Annotated in this window: 17 protein-coding genes and 1 riboswitch; of the genes, 5 read left to right on the top strand and 12 right to left on the bottom strand. The window is 39.9% G+C overall.

Translation table 11 applies throughout. The features are described from left to right. Positions 1 to 170: 170 nt before the first annotated feature. Complete coding sequence (locus tag ACQ5H4_RS12050; protein WP_430775149.1) at positions 171 to 443, bottom strand: spore coat protein; 273 nt, start codon at positions 441 to 443, stop codon at positions 171 to 173. Positions 444 to 455: 12 nt separating this feature from the next. Beyond that, positions 456 to 671, bottom strand: a complete 216-nt coding sequence (locus ACQ5H4_RS12045; RefSeq protein WP_430775148.1) for a hypothetical protein — start codon at positions 669 to 671, stop codon at positions 456 to 458. A gap of 116 nt (positions 672 to 787) precedes the next feature. Between ACQ5H4_RS12045 and ACQ5H4_RS12040 the strand changes: the two genes are divergently transcribed. Then, positions 788 to 2,155: an amino acid permease gene (locus ACQ5H4_RS12040; RefSeq protein WP_430775147.1), complete on the top strand. Its 1,368-nt coding sequence runs from the start codon at positions 788 to 790 to the stop codon at positions 2,153 to 2,155. Positions 2,156 to 2,196: 41 nt separating this feature from the next. Here the strand turns inward: ACQ5H4_RS12040 and asnA are convergent, their stop codons facing one another. Further along, positions 2,197 to 3,204 carry an aspartate--ammonia ligase gene (asnA, locus tag ACQ5H4_RS12035; protein WP_430775146.1) on the bottom strand — a complete coding sequence of 336 codons (1,008 nt, stop codon included), beginning with the start codon at positions 3,202 to 3,204 and terminating at the stop codon, positions 2,197 to 2,199. Next, positions 3,201 to 3,350 carry a hypothetical protein gene (locus ACQ5H4_RS12030; protein ID WP_430775145.1) on the bottom strand — a complete coding sequence of 50 codons (150 nt, stop codon included), beginning with the start codon at positions 3,348 to 3,350 and terminating at the stop codon, positions 3,201 to 3,203. The genes asnA and ACQ5H4_RS12030 overlap by 4 nt, the downstream gene beginning before the upstream one ends. Before the next feature lie 57 nt (positions 3,351 to 3,407). Here ACQ5H4_RS12030 and ACQ5H4_RS12025 point away from each other — a divergent pair, with 57 nt between their 5' ends. Then, positions 3,408 to 5,054: a catalase gene (locus tag ACQ5H4_RS12025; RefSeq protein ID WP_430775144.1), complete on the top strand. Its 1,647-nt coding sequence runs from the start codon at positions 3,408 to 3,410 to the stop codon at positions 5,052 to 5,054. 340 nt (positions 5,055 to 5,394) lie between these two features. Next, a complete protein-coding gene (locus ACQ5H4_RS12020; protein WP_430775143.1) occupies positions 5,395 to 5,679 on the top strand; it encodes a hypothetical protein in 285 nt (94 codons plus the stop codon). A 37-nt stretch (positions 5,680 to 5,716) separates the two neighbouring features. Here the strand turns inward: ACQ5H4_RS12020 and ACQ5H4_RS12015 are convergent, their stop codons facing one another. The 4 genes from ACQ5H4_RS12015 to ACQ5H4_RS12000 all read right to left on the bottom strand — a co-directional run bounded on the left by ACQ5H4_RS12015 (position 5,717) and on the right by ACQ5H4_RS12000 (position 10,090). Continuing rightward, complete coding sequence (locus tag ACQ5H4_RS12015; protein ID WP_430775142.1) at positions 5,717 to 6,922, bottom strand: MFS transporter; 1,206 nt, start codon at positions 6,920 to 6,922, stop codon at positions 5,717 to 5,719. Positions 6,923 to 7,105: 183 nt separating this feature from the next. After that, positions 7,106 to 8,332, bottom strand: coding sequence for an MFS transporter (locus ACQ5H4_RS12010; RefSeq protein WP_430775141.1), 1,227 nt, complete (start codon positions 8,330 to 8,332; stop codon positions 7,106 to 7,108). Between the two features lie 91 nt (positions 8,333 to 8,423). Beyond that, positions 8,424 to 9,305: a shikimate dehydrogenase gene (locus ACQ5H4_RS12005; protein ID WP_430775140.1), complete on the bottom strand. Its 882-nt coding sequence runs from the start codon at positions 9,303 to 9,305 to the stop codon at positions 8,424 to 8,426. 224 nt (positions 9,306 to 9,529) lie between these two features. Further along, the gene (locus ACQ5H4_RS12000) at positions 9,530 to 10,090 is read right to left on the bottom strand and encodes a shikimate kinase (protein ID WP_430775233.1); all 561 of its coding nucleotides are present in this window, start codon (positions 10,088 to 10,090) and stop codon (positions 9,530 to 9,532) included. 195 nt (positions 10,091 to 10,285) lie between these two features. On the opposite strand from ACQ5H4_RS12000, the gene ACQ5H4_RS11995 reads away from it, so the two are divergent. Further along, a complete protein-coding gene (locus tag ACQ5H4_RS11995) occupies positions 10,286 to 10,594 on the top strand; it encodes an ArsR/SmtB family transcription factor (RefSeq protein ID WP_430775139.1) in 309 nt (102 codons plus the stop codon). Positions 10,595 to 10,605: 11 nt separating this feature from the next. Then, positions 10,606 to 11,559 (top strand): cation diffusion facilitator family transporter, encoded by a 954-nt coding sequence (locus ACQ5H4_RS11990; protein WP_430775138.1) that lies wholly within the window; start codon positions 10,606 to 10,608, stop codon positions 11,557 to 11,559. A gap of 36 nt (positions 11,560 to 11,595) precedes the next feature. Here the strand turns inward: ACQ5H4_RS11990 and ACQ5H4_RS11985 are convergent, their stop codons facing one another. From ACQ5H4_RS11985 to ACQ5H4_RS11970, 4 genes are all read right to left on the bottom strand, one after another. Then, a complete protein-coding gene (locus ACQ5H4_RS11985) occupies positions 11,596 to 12,300 on the bottom strand; it encodes a TerC family protein (RefSeq protein ID WP_430775137.1) in 705 nt (234 codons plus the stop codon). A gap of 88 nt (positions 12,301 to 12,388) precedes the next feature. Continuing rightward, positions 12,389 to 12,484, bottom strand: a riboswitch (yybP-ykoY riboswitch). A 121-nt stretch (positions 12,485 to 12,605) separates the two neighbouring features. Then, positions 12,606 to 13,316, bottom strand: a complete 711-nt coding sequence (chbG, locus tag ACQ5H4_RS11980; RefSeq protein WP_430775136.1) for a chitin disaccharide deacetylase — start codon at positions 13,314 to 13,316, stop codon at positions 12,606 to 12,608. Positions 13,317 to 13,327: 11 nt separating this feature from the next. Beyond that, on the bottom strand, positions 13,328 to 14,644 hold the full coding sequence (locus tag ACQ5H4_RS11975) for a 6-phospho-beta-glucosidase (RefSeq protein ID WP_430775135.1): 1,317 nt from the start codon (positions 14,642 to 14,644) through the stop codon (positions 13,328 to 13,330). A gap of 71 nt (positions 14,645 to 14,715) precedes the next feature. Beyond that, positions 14,716 to 16,086 (bottom strand): PTS sugar transporter subunit IIC, encoded by a 1,371-nt coding sequence (locus tag ACQ5H4_RS11970; protein WP_430775134.1) that lies wholly within the window; start codon positions 16,084 to 16,086, stop codon positions 14,716 to 14,718. Positions 16,087 to 16,233: the final 147 nt, after the last annotated feature.

Genomic DNA, 16,233 nt, shown 5'->3' with positions numbered 1-16,233 from the left:
GTGGAGGCTGAGACATCCTCCTGCATTAATTCCTTTAAATAAAGCCGGGTCAGTCACTAAGGCTTGCATGACTGTTGATTTGGTTAAACATAAGCTTTTAAACGTTAATAGTTCGTGTAATTCCAAACTTTCGTGAACTCCGATATTGTCTATCATGATCTCACCTCCACTTATTGTTCAAGAGCTTCTGTTGCGTAAGAAATGTCCTTTTTTAACTGCTCTGGGATGTTGTAAGCATCATAAATGCCCCTGTCCTGAAGGAATCCGTATATTCTTTCATGGTAGGCGATCGCATTTCGTAACTCTTGTCGTAAAAATGTATGTACCTCATCTGATGTCGCTTCCGTAATTGCTACAGAAAGGTCTTTTATGGATGCTGTGGTTTCAAACAGCATATCCGTTGCAATCACATGATCTGTAAAGCTTAATGGTTTTACCTCCAAATATAACACCTCCTACTGGTCCATTTTCGTTTGAGCTCTTGCCAATATATCTCTCATTTGGCTCAACGTCGCTGTTCCTAATCGAATGTTTTCTTCCACTAATTCTTTTAGATCCGGATTTTCTACTCGGTCGAGTCGAGCTTTAGCCTCCACTAAACATGCCACCTTAAAGGCATTCAGTTCTCTTAAATCAATAATTTCATGTACCCCAATTTCATGACTCTCCATTTGCTTCACCTCCTGCTTTTTAGCTTTTGTTCGAACACAGAAACATATCCAAAAATAACAATGTTTGAAGAGTGCGAATGTGTAACACAATAAGAACGCTTTGAAGGAGGATTTGGATGAAAAAAGTAAGCTGTGGTTCAGGGCAAGCAAAAGGAAATGCATCAAAAGGGGATTTAAAATGGTGGCAGCTGAGCCTTATCGGTATCGGATGTACGATTGGAACAGGGTATTTTCTTGGTTCTGGTATTGGGGTAAAAATCACCGGACCTGCGATCGTTTTCTCCTTTTTGTTAGCTGCGATTGGCACGTATGTGGTGTATCATTTTTTAGCGATGATGACAACGAAAGATCCGCAAGAAGGTTCGTTCTGTTATTATGCCGGAAAAGCTTTCGGACGCTGGGCTGGATTTAGCTGTGGTTGGAATTACTGGATTTCGAAAATTTTAATTATCGGAAGTCAGTTAACAGCATTAGCGATTCTTTCTCGATTTTGGTTCCCTAAGGTTCCACTGTGGGTATTTGCTGCAGGCTATGCGGTTCTTTCTATTATTGTCGTTTTTTTAGGAACAAAAGGGTTCGATAAGGTAGAAAATGTGTTAGCCGTAACGAAGACGGCGGCTATTCTTATGTTTATTATTCTTGCCATTGCTGCGCTTATAGGATGGGTTCATGGAGGTGATACCCATCAGCCAGGAATGCCAAATTCCTTTCATGACCTATTCCCTAAAGGTGGACTAGCATTTTGGTCTTCCCTGCTTTATGCATTTTATGCGTTTGGCGGAATTGAAGCGATTGGATTATTATCCATGCAGCTTGAAAATAAAGAAGATGCTCCAAAAGCAGGACAGATTATGCTAATCGTATTGACCATTATCTATGCGATATCCATGGGACTTGTTGTCACTATGGTTTCTTATCAAGCGATTGATGAAAAAGAAAGCCCATTTGTGACTGCCTTGTCTCATTATAAGCTGCCATTTTTTCCGCATGTGTTTAATGCAGCCATTATAACAGCCGGGTTCTCCACGATGACAGCATCGTTATTTACGGTAACCAACCTGTTAAAAACATTAGCCAAAGATAAGGATGCCCCAGCTATATTTGAAAAAGAAAAGAAGCTCTTTTTCGGAAAAGAAGTTCCGCTTCCTTCGTTAGGGCTGGCTACGTTAGGTTTATCGGCATCAGTCGTTGCCGCCTTGCTTTTACCAGGAAAAATCTATGCGTATATCACAACGGCAGCTGGAATTTTACAAATGTATAACTGGGCATTTATCATCCTCTCTGCCTTAAAAATTCTAAAGCTCAAGGCTTGGGATAAAACACTATGTATCCTCGGGTTGATTTTGCTTGCTGCTGCTGTATCAGGGACGATATTTGAAAAAAGTATCCGACTTGGATTCTTTATTAGTTTGATCTTTGTCGTACTGATTGCTCTTGTCACTATTATTATGACTCGAGTATGGAAAAAGGCAAAACCAGCGTAAATAAAGTCCCAATAAGGGCAAACTTATTGGGACTTTATCTGCTATAACAGCTGAATATTTGCCTCTCTACAAGATTGCAGAATCTCCTCATTCCATATGGACACTTGAACCTCGCCAATATGTGCTTTTTGCAGGAAAAACATACACAATCTTGATTGACCGATTCCTCCACCAATGGTGTATGGAACTTCCTTATTTAAAATGGCTTGGTGAAATTCTAACTGTGCACGATCTTCAGCACCCGCTAGTTTTAACTGCTGTTTCAAGGCTTCTTCATCTACTCGTATCCCCATAGAAGAGACTTCAAATGCCCTTTCAAGGGTCGAATTCCAAAGGACTATATCTCCATTCAACGTCCAATCGTCATAATCTGGGGAGCGGCCATCGTGTTTGCTGCCTGACTTTAATGCACCACCAATTTGAGAGATAAACACGGCACCGTATTCCTTAGCAACCTTATCTTCTCTTTGCTTCGGTGTTAAGTCTGGATATTGATCTTCGAGTTCCTGTGTCGTGACAAAATGAATATTCATCGGAAGCGATGGTTTTAATTCTGGGAAAAAGTCATTAAGGTAAATCTCTGTGGATCGAAGCACATTATAAATTTTTCGAACTTCCGCTTGCAAGGTTTGGACATTGCGTTGTTCTTTGGTAATGACCTTTTCCCAGTCCCATTGGTCCACATACAGGGAATGAAGATTGCTGAGGATTTCGTCACGACGAATGGCATTCATATCAGTATACAACCCTCTGCCTAAACCAATTCCGTACTTTGCTAAAGCCAGCCGTTTCCATTTAGCCAAAGATTGGACCACTTGAATTTGTGTATCTTCTATATCAAGAGCATCGAAGGAAACAATCCGTTCCACACCATTTAAATTATCGTTTATCCCGTTCCCTTCTTTTACAAGAATCGGCGCTGACACTCGAATTAGATTCAATTCTTCAGCCAAATTGCTCTCAAAATAATCCTTCACCTTTTTTATTGCTTGTTCGGTTTGTAGTAAATCGAGTTTTGACTTGTAACCTGCAGGGATTTTCCTTGTCACTTCACATCACCTATTTCTAAAGAATAATCAGATTTTTTTGCTTTAAATGGATGAAGGGCATCCACTTCACGTACAGTGTATGAATATGTTATTAGGTGGTGAATGTCCCGTTCATGTTCTTTTTGCATTTCTGGAAAACTTTGCATACCCCACCTTAAAATGGACATTCTATGACAGTAATAATTATTTAGGAGGTTATCTTTTTGACAGAGAACAAAGATAAAAATGCTTCAAACGGACAAGATGAGAACCGTGAGACGTTAACCACTCGTCAGGGCCATCCAGTACCAGATAATCAAAATATCCGTACGATTGGTAACCGCGGACCAGCTACACTTGAGAATTATCACTTCATTGAAAAGATTTCCCATTTTGATCGTGAGGAGATACCAGAGCGTGTGGTACACGCACGTGGCTCTGGAGCATTCGGGTATTTTGAAACGTATGGAAAAGTGGGAGATGAACCAGTAGAAAAGTATACGCGCGCCAAAGTATTTTCTGGAGCCGGGAAGAAAACTCCATTAATGGTTCGTTTCTCTACAGTGGCAGGCGCGAAGGATTCGCCCGAAACCGCACGTGACCCACGTGGCTTTGCTGTAAAAATGTATACGGAAGACGGAAACTGGGATCTTGTTGGAAACAACCTGAAAATTTTCTTTATTCGTGATGCGATGAAGTTCCCTGATATGATTCACGCTTTTAAAGCGGATCCTGCTTCTAACGTTCCTAATCCACAGCGGATGTTTGATTTCGTTTCCCGCACACCTGAGGCGACACATATGATTACCTTCCTCTTCTCTCCATGGGGAATTCCAGCTACATATCGCCATATGCAGGGTTCTGGTGTGAACACTTATAAATGGGTGAATGCCGAGGGTGAGGCTGTATTGGTAAAATATCACTGGGAGCCAAAGCAAGGAATACGAAATTTAACACAAGATGAGGCTAACGAGATTCAAGCCAAAAACGTAGGTCATGCTACACAAGATTTATATGAAGCAATTGAACGTGGTGAATATCCAGAATGGGAACTTTTTGTTCAGATAATGGAAGATGATTACCATCCTGAACTTGATTTTGACCCGCTCGATGATACCAAACTGTGGCCAGAAGATCAGTTCCCATGGTTACCAGTAGGTCGTATGGTCCTAGATCGAAATCCAGTAGATTTTCATGCTGAGATTGAGCAAGCTGCCTTTGGTACAGGAGTTCTTGTCGATGGAATGGACTTTTCAGATGATAAAATGTTGCAAGGGCGTACCTTCTCTTACTCCGATACGCAACGCTATCGTGTGGGAGCAAACTATTTAAAAGTTCCTGTAAATGCACCAAAGGCACCTATCCACACCAATCAGCAACGCGGGCAAATGGATGTGCGTGACCCAAAAGAGTCAGGGGATAATCCACATATTAACTATGAGCCATCGATGTTAGGTGGATTTAAGGAAGCAAGTAGAGAAGGTCGTGCACCTCACCAACCCATGTATAATGCAGCAGCCATGAGTGCGCCAATTGATCGACCTAACAACTATGGGCAGGCTGGTCACACTTACCGAAGCTTAGAAGACTGGGAGCGCGATGAATTAATTAAAAACCTATCCGAAGCACTTGCCGTCTGCGACCCGAAAATTCAAGATGCCATGATTGATCACTTCACACAAGCCGATGAGGAGTATGGTCGCCGTGTGAAGGAAGGTCTTCACATGAAAATGAAAGAAATGGAAGCTATGGAAGCAGGTAAAGTTCCAGGTCGTGAAGCAGGTCAATCCAAATATGGCCAAGGTTCATTAGCTGCGAATGAAGCAACAGAAGAAGCGGTAAAGAAAAGCCACGAAGCGGATCCTTATTAATGATCTAGTGAATGTTGGGTGTCAATTATGTAATGAAATAGGCTGATTTTTATTAGTGAAGGGCGAGCTGCACGGGGTGTGGCTCGCTTTTTGTTGATTTGGAGAGCCACGCGTTTTGGGAAGGTCGCTGATATATTTCATATGGTGCTGATATATTACGAAAGTCGCTGATATATTTGATATGGCGCTGATATATTGAAAGAGGACGGAAGGATCCTGGAGACCACACCAATTTCTCCCCCATTTTGTTACAGAATGCCATGAAATCCCAACCAGATTCAGCTATAATAAAACCATAAGCTAGTCTTCTATTGAATTTACCTTAGGATGTGTAAAAGAAATGAGCCATTATTCTGCAACGAATATAAAGATTAGTAAATTATCCATTTTTAGTGGGTATCAGGTACTATTTGAAGTGAAAGGTCACTCTTATCAAATGTTAGTAGGGGGAGGCGATTTCAACTTCCCAATGAACATTATTCATTATTTTAAAGAGGACGAAAAATGTCCTGTTTGCGACAAATACACGCTAACGTATCCGATGGGACAGCAACCATGTTCTGCGTTGTTGCGAGACAAAATGATGTTGTTCGATCTTTTCCAAAGAAAATTCCAGGCAAAATAAAACAAGGCAGCCCGTATTCAAAAGTGGCTGCCTTTCCTTATGCGGCTAGTTGCTGTTGCTTTAAGCTTGTTAGTTTACGATATTGGAAGAATACGACACCTGCTGCAAGAATTCCTATGAAGTTTACGGCAAGCGCAAATACAAATACGCCTTGAATATCTACATATCGGGTGATGAATCCTGATACCATCGGAATAAGGGTCGTTGCTAATCCTGTTGCGGTGTACATAATTCCTGTTACTGAGCCTTTACGATCCCAGAAGAACTCGCATAATACGGTTAATCCTAGCTGAAGAACACCTGCTAGAAAGAAGCCGATCAGGAATGCTGAAATCATTGCGAGCACTGGTGTTTTAAAAGTCAATAATACCAAAATCGACAAAAATGATAGTATCGGATACACAAGAACAATGGTGACGGGACGAATCGTCTTTCTTACTAAGAATGCTAAAGAGATAACAGAGAGAAGAGCTCCCCAGCTGTAATAAGACATCAGCTTTAACGAATCAACTAGAGGCATTCCTATCATTTCCTGCCCGTAAGTGGGAATCCAAATATTCATTAAATAAAGTAGGGCTGGAGCAGTAAAACCAATTACGATAATGGCCACTCCTTCAACCTTAAAATTAGGCTTTGTATAGAACACGACAGGTGGGCCGTTTTCCGTACTTTCTGCGCTAACCTTATGATTAGGAAACTTTGCCTTTATTAACATGAAGCCAGATACCAAGAAAATGATGGCAGGAATAAAAAACGATGCTCCGTAAAAAATATCATGCTGAATAAAAAAGGCAATCAGTAATGGAAGTAAAGCAGAGCCGAAAGAAATAAATGCCTTTAAAGCAACCGTAGCTGAACCAGCTGTCTTTGGGTAAACCTCCATTAACGTTGGGTAGGTTCCTGCATCTAGAAATGCATTGCCCAATCCACCACAGAAGGCAAAGACAATTGCCAATTCATAGGTTGGACTAAGAGGAATACCAATTAGGAAGAAAGCAAATAACAGACAACCAGCGACGATAAATGGTTTTCTACCAATCTTATCAGACCATACACCACCTAAATAGAGTGACAAGAGCCGACCGAGCCCAAATGCCGAAATGATAAAGCTGACTCCAGCTTTATCTGTGTGAAATTGCTCCGTTAGGAACGACATATTTTGTGCAATCATAATATAGGCCATGCCAAAGACAAAATAGTTAATGTAGCAGCCAATTGCAGTGAAAGAGTATTTATTTTTCATGTTCAGCACTCCTTTCTTCTTCAGTAAAGTACACTTTGTGAGAACTTGAGCATATTATAACAGTATTAAGATACTTATTACGGTGTAAATGCGTCTACTTTTTGAAATCAAATGGTCTAACTGGAGAACTTTCTAGAATCATAGGGGATGGCACTAATACATGTGATTAGTGCCATTTCCTTTTTAACTCGCCATTTTAACCGGAGCTGTTGCCTTTTCTGCATACTTCTTGTTCACATATACGGCAAGTCCGACACCGATGGCTGTGATGGCAAAGTTAAATAATAGTAGATACAATGGGCCATTTACTCCGCCAGCTTTCGTGATAGCTCCTGCAGCTGTTAAAATCGTGTAGTTTGCGAGACTTGAAGCGATCATTACAACCGATGTCATTTTTCCACCGTTTGCTGGTGATAACTCTACAGCTAGAGATGTGACTAATTGAAGAACTCCACCTGCAGCAGTAAACCCAAGCACGAAACCACCGACTAATAAAATAGAAGGTACTTTCACAAAGTAAATCACTAGCAACATGACGGCAGCAATCGCTGGGTAAAGAGCAACGACTTGAACCGATTGAAGAATTTTTTTGTTAATTAAATAGGATGTTACTAGAATTGCAATAACTGTACCGAGTGCATAATACGATTGAATTTTACTTGGGTCTGCTAAACCGTATAGTTTTCCTAATTCCTGATTCGCATTTAACCATAAGATAAATGTAGAAGTAACGGTAAAACCTAAGATCACAATCGCCAAACTTGGTCCTGTTAACTTTAACTTTTCTGTTTTTTTAGAGTCTGTTTTTTCAACTTTCACCAACATAGGAGGGAATGGTAAAACCGCCATTAGTACCCCTGATACAGCTAATAAAATTGCTGATAAATAGAATAATGATGTAAATGGCATCGTATTTGCTGCTACAAAACCAATCATAAATGGAAGCAAAAATTGTCCAATGGAGATCGAGAACTTTACAAATAGATTACCCACATCGCCTTTTTTCTTAAAAATTTCCATGATGGCCGGATAAACCGCTGTATCTATGAAAGAGTTCGCCACCCCACCTAATAAAGCAAATGCATAAGCAACATACATACTTGGTGAGAATACAAGACCGATAAAATAAGTAACATAGGCTGTAATACCAATTAATCCAGATACTCTTCGTCCAAACTTATCTGACAGTGGTCCTGCAATGGGAAGTGAGATTAAACGTCCCAAGCCTAATGCGGCAATGACCGTAAGCACCATACTAACGTCAAATGTACCATCCGTTAATGTGGTAGCCCCCCATTTTTCTGCAAAATTCTGCTTGTATTGCGCTAAGATGGATACTCCAATTCCGTGAACTAAATAAGTAAAATAAAGTGCAAAAGCGATTGGGTAATATTTTTTATTTGTCTCCATACCTTCTTCTCCTTTCAAATTTGTGAATCACTTCACATTATTAATAAAAAAAATATATTTAGCAGAGAAAGGAATACCATTCCTTTCTCTTTTAAAACATTTCCTCTTTTACATACTCAACGGGCATATCTTCGCCAGTCCAAAGCTTAAAGGCTGCGGCACCTTGCCAAAGCATCATTCCTAATCCATTGATTACTTTTGAACAACCAGCTTCTTCTGCTAATTCTAGTAATCTTGTTTTACGTGGAATGTATACGACATCAGATACAATGAGCTCTGGCCGTAACCAAGATGCATCTGGCACCACGCTCTCTCCTTCTAACGGCTTCATTCCTACACCTGTTGCATTTGTAAGAATATCACTAGTTGCAATTTCTTCCTTTAAACGATCGGCATCATCTAGATTGTAAACCGCTGCCTTACAATTGATTCCTTCTATTTCTTCGTTAATAATTTGGGCATTTTTTAAAGCACGATGATAAAAGTCGTCCTCTCGGTTAAAAATCGAGATTTCAGCTACTCCATCCAAGGCAGCTTGAATGGCAATCGCAGTCGCAGCTCCACCAGCACCCATCAAGGTCATTTTCTTGCCAACAACGTCCACACCTGCTTCTTTTAATGCTCTCATATATCCAGTTCCATCAGTAATATGACCAATTAGCTTTCCGTTTTCGTTAACCACTGTATTCACTGCACCCGTAAACTGAGCAGCAGGAGAAAGTTCATCTAATAATGGTAGAATTTTCGTTTTATTGGGCATGGATACATTAAAACCTCTTACTCCTAACGCTCTCATCCCAGTTACTACATCGGCTAATTGCTCATTTCCTACCTCAAATGCCATATATGAATAATTTAACCCACGTTCTCTTAATGACATATTTTGCATAGCTGGTGATAATGAGTGTCCGATTGGGGTTGCTAAAAGTCCAATTAATTTTGTTCTGCCATCGATGCGTCCTAAGTCTGCCATGTTCCTTGCCTCCAATTGAATTGTTGTTTACCTAGCTGGTTTATTGTGAAATGATTCACAAGATTAAACAAACTTTTTTTCATGAATTCATGTTATACCTTAATTGTATGGGGGAGAGAAAGGAAAGTCTAATTGAAAAAAACAGTCTAATTCATAGGCTGTCCCTATTAAAAACTCCAATAAAAACAAAAAAACCATTCGTTGAATGGCTTTTTCGTCATATATTATCTTGGCTCATAAATATCCCAAGCAACTTTTAAAGAATCGACGATATAGTCAGCGATCTCTTCTGCTTCCTGAGTATCGGTTTTTACCCTTGAATGGTGGTATTGATAGATCTCTTGTCTACTATTAAAAAGCTCCAAAATCTCATCAATATTCCTACCTTGAAGAACGGGTCTTGAATCAATAATTAAACTAATACGATCCTTCCAATATTCCCACGATAGGTCTAGGAAAAATACGATACAATTTTTCGTGCACGCTTCCCTTATATCTTCTTGAAGAAATGCACCGCCACCTAAAGAAAGTACTGAAAGCTTCTTCTTGCTTAATTCAGTAATTACTTCCTTTTCTTTGGCACGGAAGGCTTTTTCCCCAATCTGCTTAAAAATTTCTGAAGTTGGTGCACCGTATTCTTCTTCGATCACTTGATCAATATCTATAAAATCACGATAAAGCTTTTTAGCTACTAATTTTCCAATGGTTGTTTTCCCCACACCCATGAAACCAATAAATACGATACTTTTCTCTCTTAATGGAACTTCTCTTCCTGTCACTGTCATCACTCCAACGTTCACTCCAATACTTAACCGGACTAAAGCATATTGTATGCTACCATGTTATCACTTTTTTACGTTTGTTCCAAAATAAATTTCTGAGAATTCAAGTTTTTTTATCACCAAATGACCAACTTTATGATAATATACATATATGAACATATGCTCATATGTTAAATTACTGATTAAAGGGGCTAGATGATGGAACGTACTGATCATTCTTTTCTTAACCAAGCTACTGCGGATGAAGCAGCCAGAATTTTTAAAGCACTAGCTGATCCAACAAGAATCAAAATTTTATACCTACTCTCCCAAGAGGAATGCTCTGTGAGTCATATTACGGAAGTACTGGAGATGACTCAATCGGCCGTTTCACATCAACTGAGCACACTGCGAAAGCTTCGATTAGTCAAGTATCGTCGGGAAGGAAGCACCTTGTACTATTCATACGATGACGAACATGTTATCACGATTCTTCAGCAAGTCCTTTCCCATATTAATTGTAATTAGGAGGAATTCACATGGGTCATCATCATCACCACGGTCATGGACATCATCATCACCACCATGCTCATGACCATTGCCATGATCATTTTGATTCGCAGCGGGAAGGAAATAAAAAGGGGTTATTAATCGCTTTATTGGTTACAACAGGAATTATGTTCGCCGAATTTTTTGGAGGATTAATGACCAATAGTCTTGCACTTTTGTCAGATGCAGGGCATATGCTTAGTGATGCGAGCTCTTTATTGCTTAGTTTGGTAGCTCTATGGATTGCTTCTCGTCCGGCTACACCAAAGAAAACCTTTGGATTTTACCGTTTTGAAGTATTAGCGGCTCTATTTAATGGGGTAACATTATTTGTCATTGCTGGTTTTATCGTGTGGGAAGCATTTGAACGGTTTATTGAGCCTCCGACCGTTGCAAGCGGAACGATGATCCTCATTGCTTGTATTGGTCTCGGAGCCAATTTAATTAGCGCTTGGTCTTTATTACGAAATGGTGATGTGAAAGATAACGTGAATGTGAGAAGTGCCTATTTACATGTATTAGGAGATGCGTTAGGGTCAGTTGGGGCGATTATTGCTGGAATCGTCATGCTCGTATTTGGATGGTATATCGCCGATCCTATTATTTCCGTTATTGTCGCTTTATTAATTTTACGTAGTGCATGGGGTGTCATTTCTCATTCTCTTCACATACTAATGGAGGGAACACCACCAGCTGTGAATCAAGAGGATGTAAAGAATACTCTTGAATCGATTCAAGGCGTGGTCGATGTACATGATCTCCATATTTGGACGATCACATCTGGACTACATTCGTTAACATGCCATCTGCTTGTAAAAGATGATCAGCCTTCACAAACGATACTTCAAGAGGCGATTTCTTTGGTACGTGAGAAATATCATATTGATCATGCAACCTTTCAAATCGAAACATCCACCCAACTTCATCAAGAACTTAAAATATAAAAAAGTGCTCCCTCATCTGGGAGCACCTTACATATATTAATGAGAACCAGCCTTTTTCAACTCGAATGTTTCTTCGGTTTGCGCTGCAAGCTGTTTCTTTTTCATGGTCATTCTTCCTGCTAAAACTACAGCAGCAATGACAAGGATTTCAAACCCGTATTTTACAAAACCATTTGCAAAAATACCTTCTAGGAATCCTTCTCCAACAATCATTTTTGCAGCTGTCCATGCTAAGATAGCTGATCCAATTGTAACGATAACTGGGAAACGCTCGATCCATTTTATAATCATCGTGCTACCCCACATCACAACGGGTACAGAGATCAGTAATCCGATAATAACTAAAGTCATATTGCCGTGAGAAGCACCAGCGATTGCAAGTACGTTGTCTAATCCCATTAATGCATCCGCAATAATAACGGTACGAATCGCTGCCCAAAAGTTATCACCAGCTTTTACATCACCATGGCTATCATCATCCGTTAATAACTTATACGCGATCCAAACAAGTAACAGTCCGCCAACTAAGTGTAGACCTGGGATCTTAAGTAACCATACAACAGCAAGTGTTGCGACCACACGAATGATAATTGCTCCAAGTGAACCCCATAAAATAACTTTTTTCTGCTGTTCCTTTGGAAGATTTCTAGCTGCTAAACCAATAAGAATGGCATTATCACCGGCAAGAACTAAGTCAATGACAATAATGGTAAGTAGTGCGGTTAAAAATTCTAGTTCCATAACAAATTCCCTCCTAAAAAATAAGTTCTTATCGATTTTTTTGCCCACAAAATAAAGAGACCTTGCCATTGTAGGCAAAGGTCTCGCTAAGCACATTTTATGCCAACAAAGCCGATGGATTGCTCCATGGATTGACGACTTTGTTTCAGGAAAAATCCTGACGCTACTCCCCTTTACTGAGAAAGGAAAACCGATAATATTCTTTTTACTATACTATTAATATAGTCGAAACAAAATGATTACATTCCTATTATGACACAAATTTATTACTATATGCAACTATAAAACTTGTAACATTTTCCCTTTTATAATAATTGGATATCATCAGGCAGCACCACAGTTTTTAAAATATCTACCTCTTCTATTCGCTTGTACGTATAGGAGGAACCATTTAACAGAGCCGTATCTAAGTAAGCTGGGTGAGCCATGACTTCAATTTTTATTGGTTGGGTGAAGCTTTCCTTAAGCTTGTCAAAATACGTTGCTTCCAACCCATCTCCATAAAAATCAAATAGGGCCACATCAGAAAACGGCTCAACCCCTTGAATTTGGTCTATCCCATTTGCTCTCACCGGTAAGTTGTATTTTTTAGATAATCGTTGAACAACCGGTAATAATTCCTCAATCGTATGAACATGATGATGACTATCCATATGTGTAAGGGGAACACCTGAGCTGAGGAACTTTTCAATTTGAGCTGTCCATTCTCTCTCCACTTCTTCAAGATGTACAGAGTCTTTTTTCAAGTGGAGCTCTGATAAGGAGTGAAAGAATCCCTCTTCATTTGTAAGTGACCCAACATCTTGTAAAAGGGGTTTGCCACATGTAAGGACCAAATGAATCCCTACTTGTAGGCTAGGATGCTCTTTTGCAAGTTGAATGGCGTGCTCGGTTCCACTCATATTCATCATCATTGTGGCGGAGTTCACAATTCCATTCAGATGAGTGTCAATAATCCCATAATTCACTCCAGAACTAAAACCAAAGTCGTCTGCGTTTACAATTAATTGAATCATGTACATTCTCCTTATTTTAAAGTAAACTGCGGCAAATGCTCTTTATGCGCTTCTAACATTTCATTAAGAATCGTCTTTGCGGTTTGATCACTTGGAATAAAGGGATTCATGGTCATGGCTAGAAGGGCTGTATTATAGTTTCCGGTTACCGCAGCTTCAATGGCCACCTCTTCAAAGGATTTCATATACCCCACTAGTCCTCTAACCGCTACCGGCAATTCTCCTACACTAACTGGTTTCGGACCGTCTTTTGTAATGACACAGCTTACTTCTACAGCGGCTTGCGCAGGTAAATTGGAAATAGCTCCGTTATTTCTTGTATTCACTGCTTGAATATCACGTTTATCTGTATACATCGAGTGAATCAAGCGAACAGCAGCATCACTGTAGTAAGCTCCACCTCTTTTTTCTAGCTGTGGTGGCTTGATGTCAAGGCTTGGGTCCTTGTACAGCTCAAATAAATCATCCTCTAATCTTTTTACAACCTCCGCTCGAATATTTCCTTCACGGAATTTTTTTAGTTCTTCTTCTAGCATGTTACCAGACTTGTAATAATAATTATGATATGGACATGGGAGAACATTTAATGCTTGTAAAAATTCAGGTTCCCATCCCATCGCATGGATATTTTGCATCGTAATTGCCTTTTCTGGATTTGTTAAAAGAGAAATAACTTCCTTTTTCACCGATTTTCCATCAACAAAAACATCCAATCCATACACCAGATGATTTAACCCAGCAAAATCGATTCTAACGCGACTGTGGTCCACACCTAATAATTTCGCCACTCCCATTTCCATCCCAATCGGAACATTGCAAAGCCCTACTACTTTTATTTTCGTATGTTTTAATACGGCCTCTGTTACCATACCAGCTGGGTTGGTAAAATTGATGAGCCACGCGTTCGGACAAAACTCCTCCATCTCACGACAGATATCAAGGATCACCGGGATGGTTCGGAATGCTTTAAACAATCCACCCGGTCCGTTCGTTTCTTGTCCTAACACTCCATGCTTTAACGGTATGCTTTCGTCAAGTTTCCGAGCCTCTAACAATCCTACTCGCAATTGAGTTGTGACAAAGTCTGCCCCTTCTAACGCTTTTCTTCGATCGAGTGTTAAGTGAACTTCGATTGGAAGCCCTGATTTTTCGACCATTCGTTTAGCTAAGTTTCCAACAATATCGAGCTTTTCTTTTCCTGCTTCTATATCCACAAGCCATATTTCTCTTATTGGTAGTTCGTCATAATACTTAATAAATCCTTCAATTAATTCAGGCGTATAGCTAGATCCTCCGCCAATCGTTACAATTTTTAATCCTTTATTCATGGTATGACCTCCTTATATTTTAAAAAAAGAAACTCCCTGGGAAGATGAATCACTTTGCCCAGGGAATCATTTTACATTTTCAAAGTATCAGTTGGTGCTTGAAGTTCTCTTTCGCGGTCTTTTCTTGCTTCGATCTTTCCTTGGGCAATCACAAATGGTAGATAAATAGCAATAGAGACTACTAGATTTACAGCCGAAAGAACGGCTCCAGAGATATGACCACCCGTAGCGAGTAGTCCACCTAGAATGGCTGGTGTTACCCATGGGATATCCGCCACTACTGGATGAACCAAACCGAGACTAATCGATAGATATGCAATAATTGTCATAACAATTGGACCTAAGATAAACGGAATAAACCAGATCGGATTTAATACAATTGGGAGACCAAATAAAATCGGTTCGTTAATTTGGAAAAACCCTGGAGGAGTTCCTAGCGCTAATAGCTGTTTATGCCTTCTTCTTCCGGCAATAAACAGTGCAATCAGCAAACCAAGCGTTGCCCCTGAACCTCCTAAGTAAACAAAGGCATCTAGGAATGACCCGGCAAGAATGTTATAGTCCCCCAGCTTCTCCACACCTTGTGCATACATATTCAAGTTTTCTTGTCCAAGCTTCGTCATTAATGGCGTCGTGATTCCACCTAAAATATTGGGTCCATGTAATCCAATGACCCAGAACCCGTGAACTAAAGCAACAATCAATACCGCAAATGGTAATGAATCGACTGCACCCGTTAAAGGGGTAACAAGAACTTTATTTAACCAATCATTTAAATACGCACCATCACTAATAAATTTTCGTAAAATAAGACCAAATAAGCCCATGGTAAAAATCGTCGCCATTCCAGGAAGTAATTTTGAAAAAGATCGTGCAACGGCAGGTGGTACTCCATCTGGTAACTTAATCACCAAATACTTGATTTTCGCCAACCGTACAAAAATCTCAGTCGCAATAATAGAAACGATAATACCTGTAAAAAGTGCAGTAGCATTAAAATAATTCCAACTAATAAAGCCCCAAGCGCCACCAGTGACGGCCTCTCCTCCTTCAGGTGTGAGTGTCACATTTCCTATTTGAGGAATGAGGACAAAGAAAGCAGCTCCTGCAACGAGCATCGCTTCAAATCCATCATCACCATAAGATTTTGCAAGCTTGTAGGCAATTCCAAAGACAGCAAAAACGGTCATGAACGCAAGCGTCCCCCACCAGATGTCTCCGCCAAGTGTGTTCCATGTTTCTCCGAATAAGGCAACCATCATTTTTTGATACGGCTTTCCAATCCCTGGTACTGATCCTAAGTTGTTTAACAGGACGGCCAAAGAACCTACCATCGTAATCGCGATCATTCCAACCAACGCGTCACGAATCGCAAGTAAATGCCTGTTATTCCCCAACTTGTTCGCCACCGGCATGATGTATTTTTCAATAAAACTCATCATCCACCTATTCCCCCTTATGTCGTTATTATGAGAGCGCTTACCAAGATGTACCTTCATTGTAATGACTTATGTATTATATTTCAATACAATTATTTAATTTGTTATTACAAATTATTTTATACCTATATGAAGATACAAATTAAGAAT

Source organism: Bacillus coreaensis (genome assembly GCF_050586445.1).
In the GTDB taxonomy this organism is placed as follows: domain Bacteria; phylum Bacillota; class Bacilli; order Bacillales; family Cytobacillaceae; genus Robertmurraya_A; species Robertmurraya_A coreaensis.
This window is presented reverse-complemented; position numbering and strand designations above follow the sequence as displayed.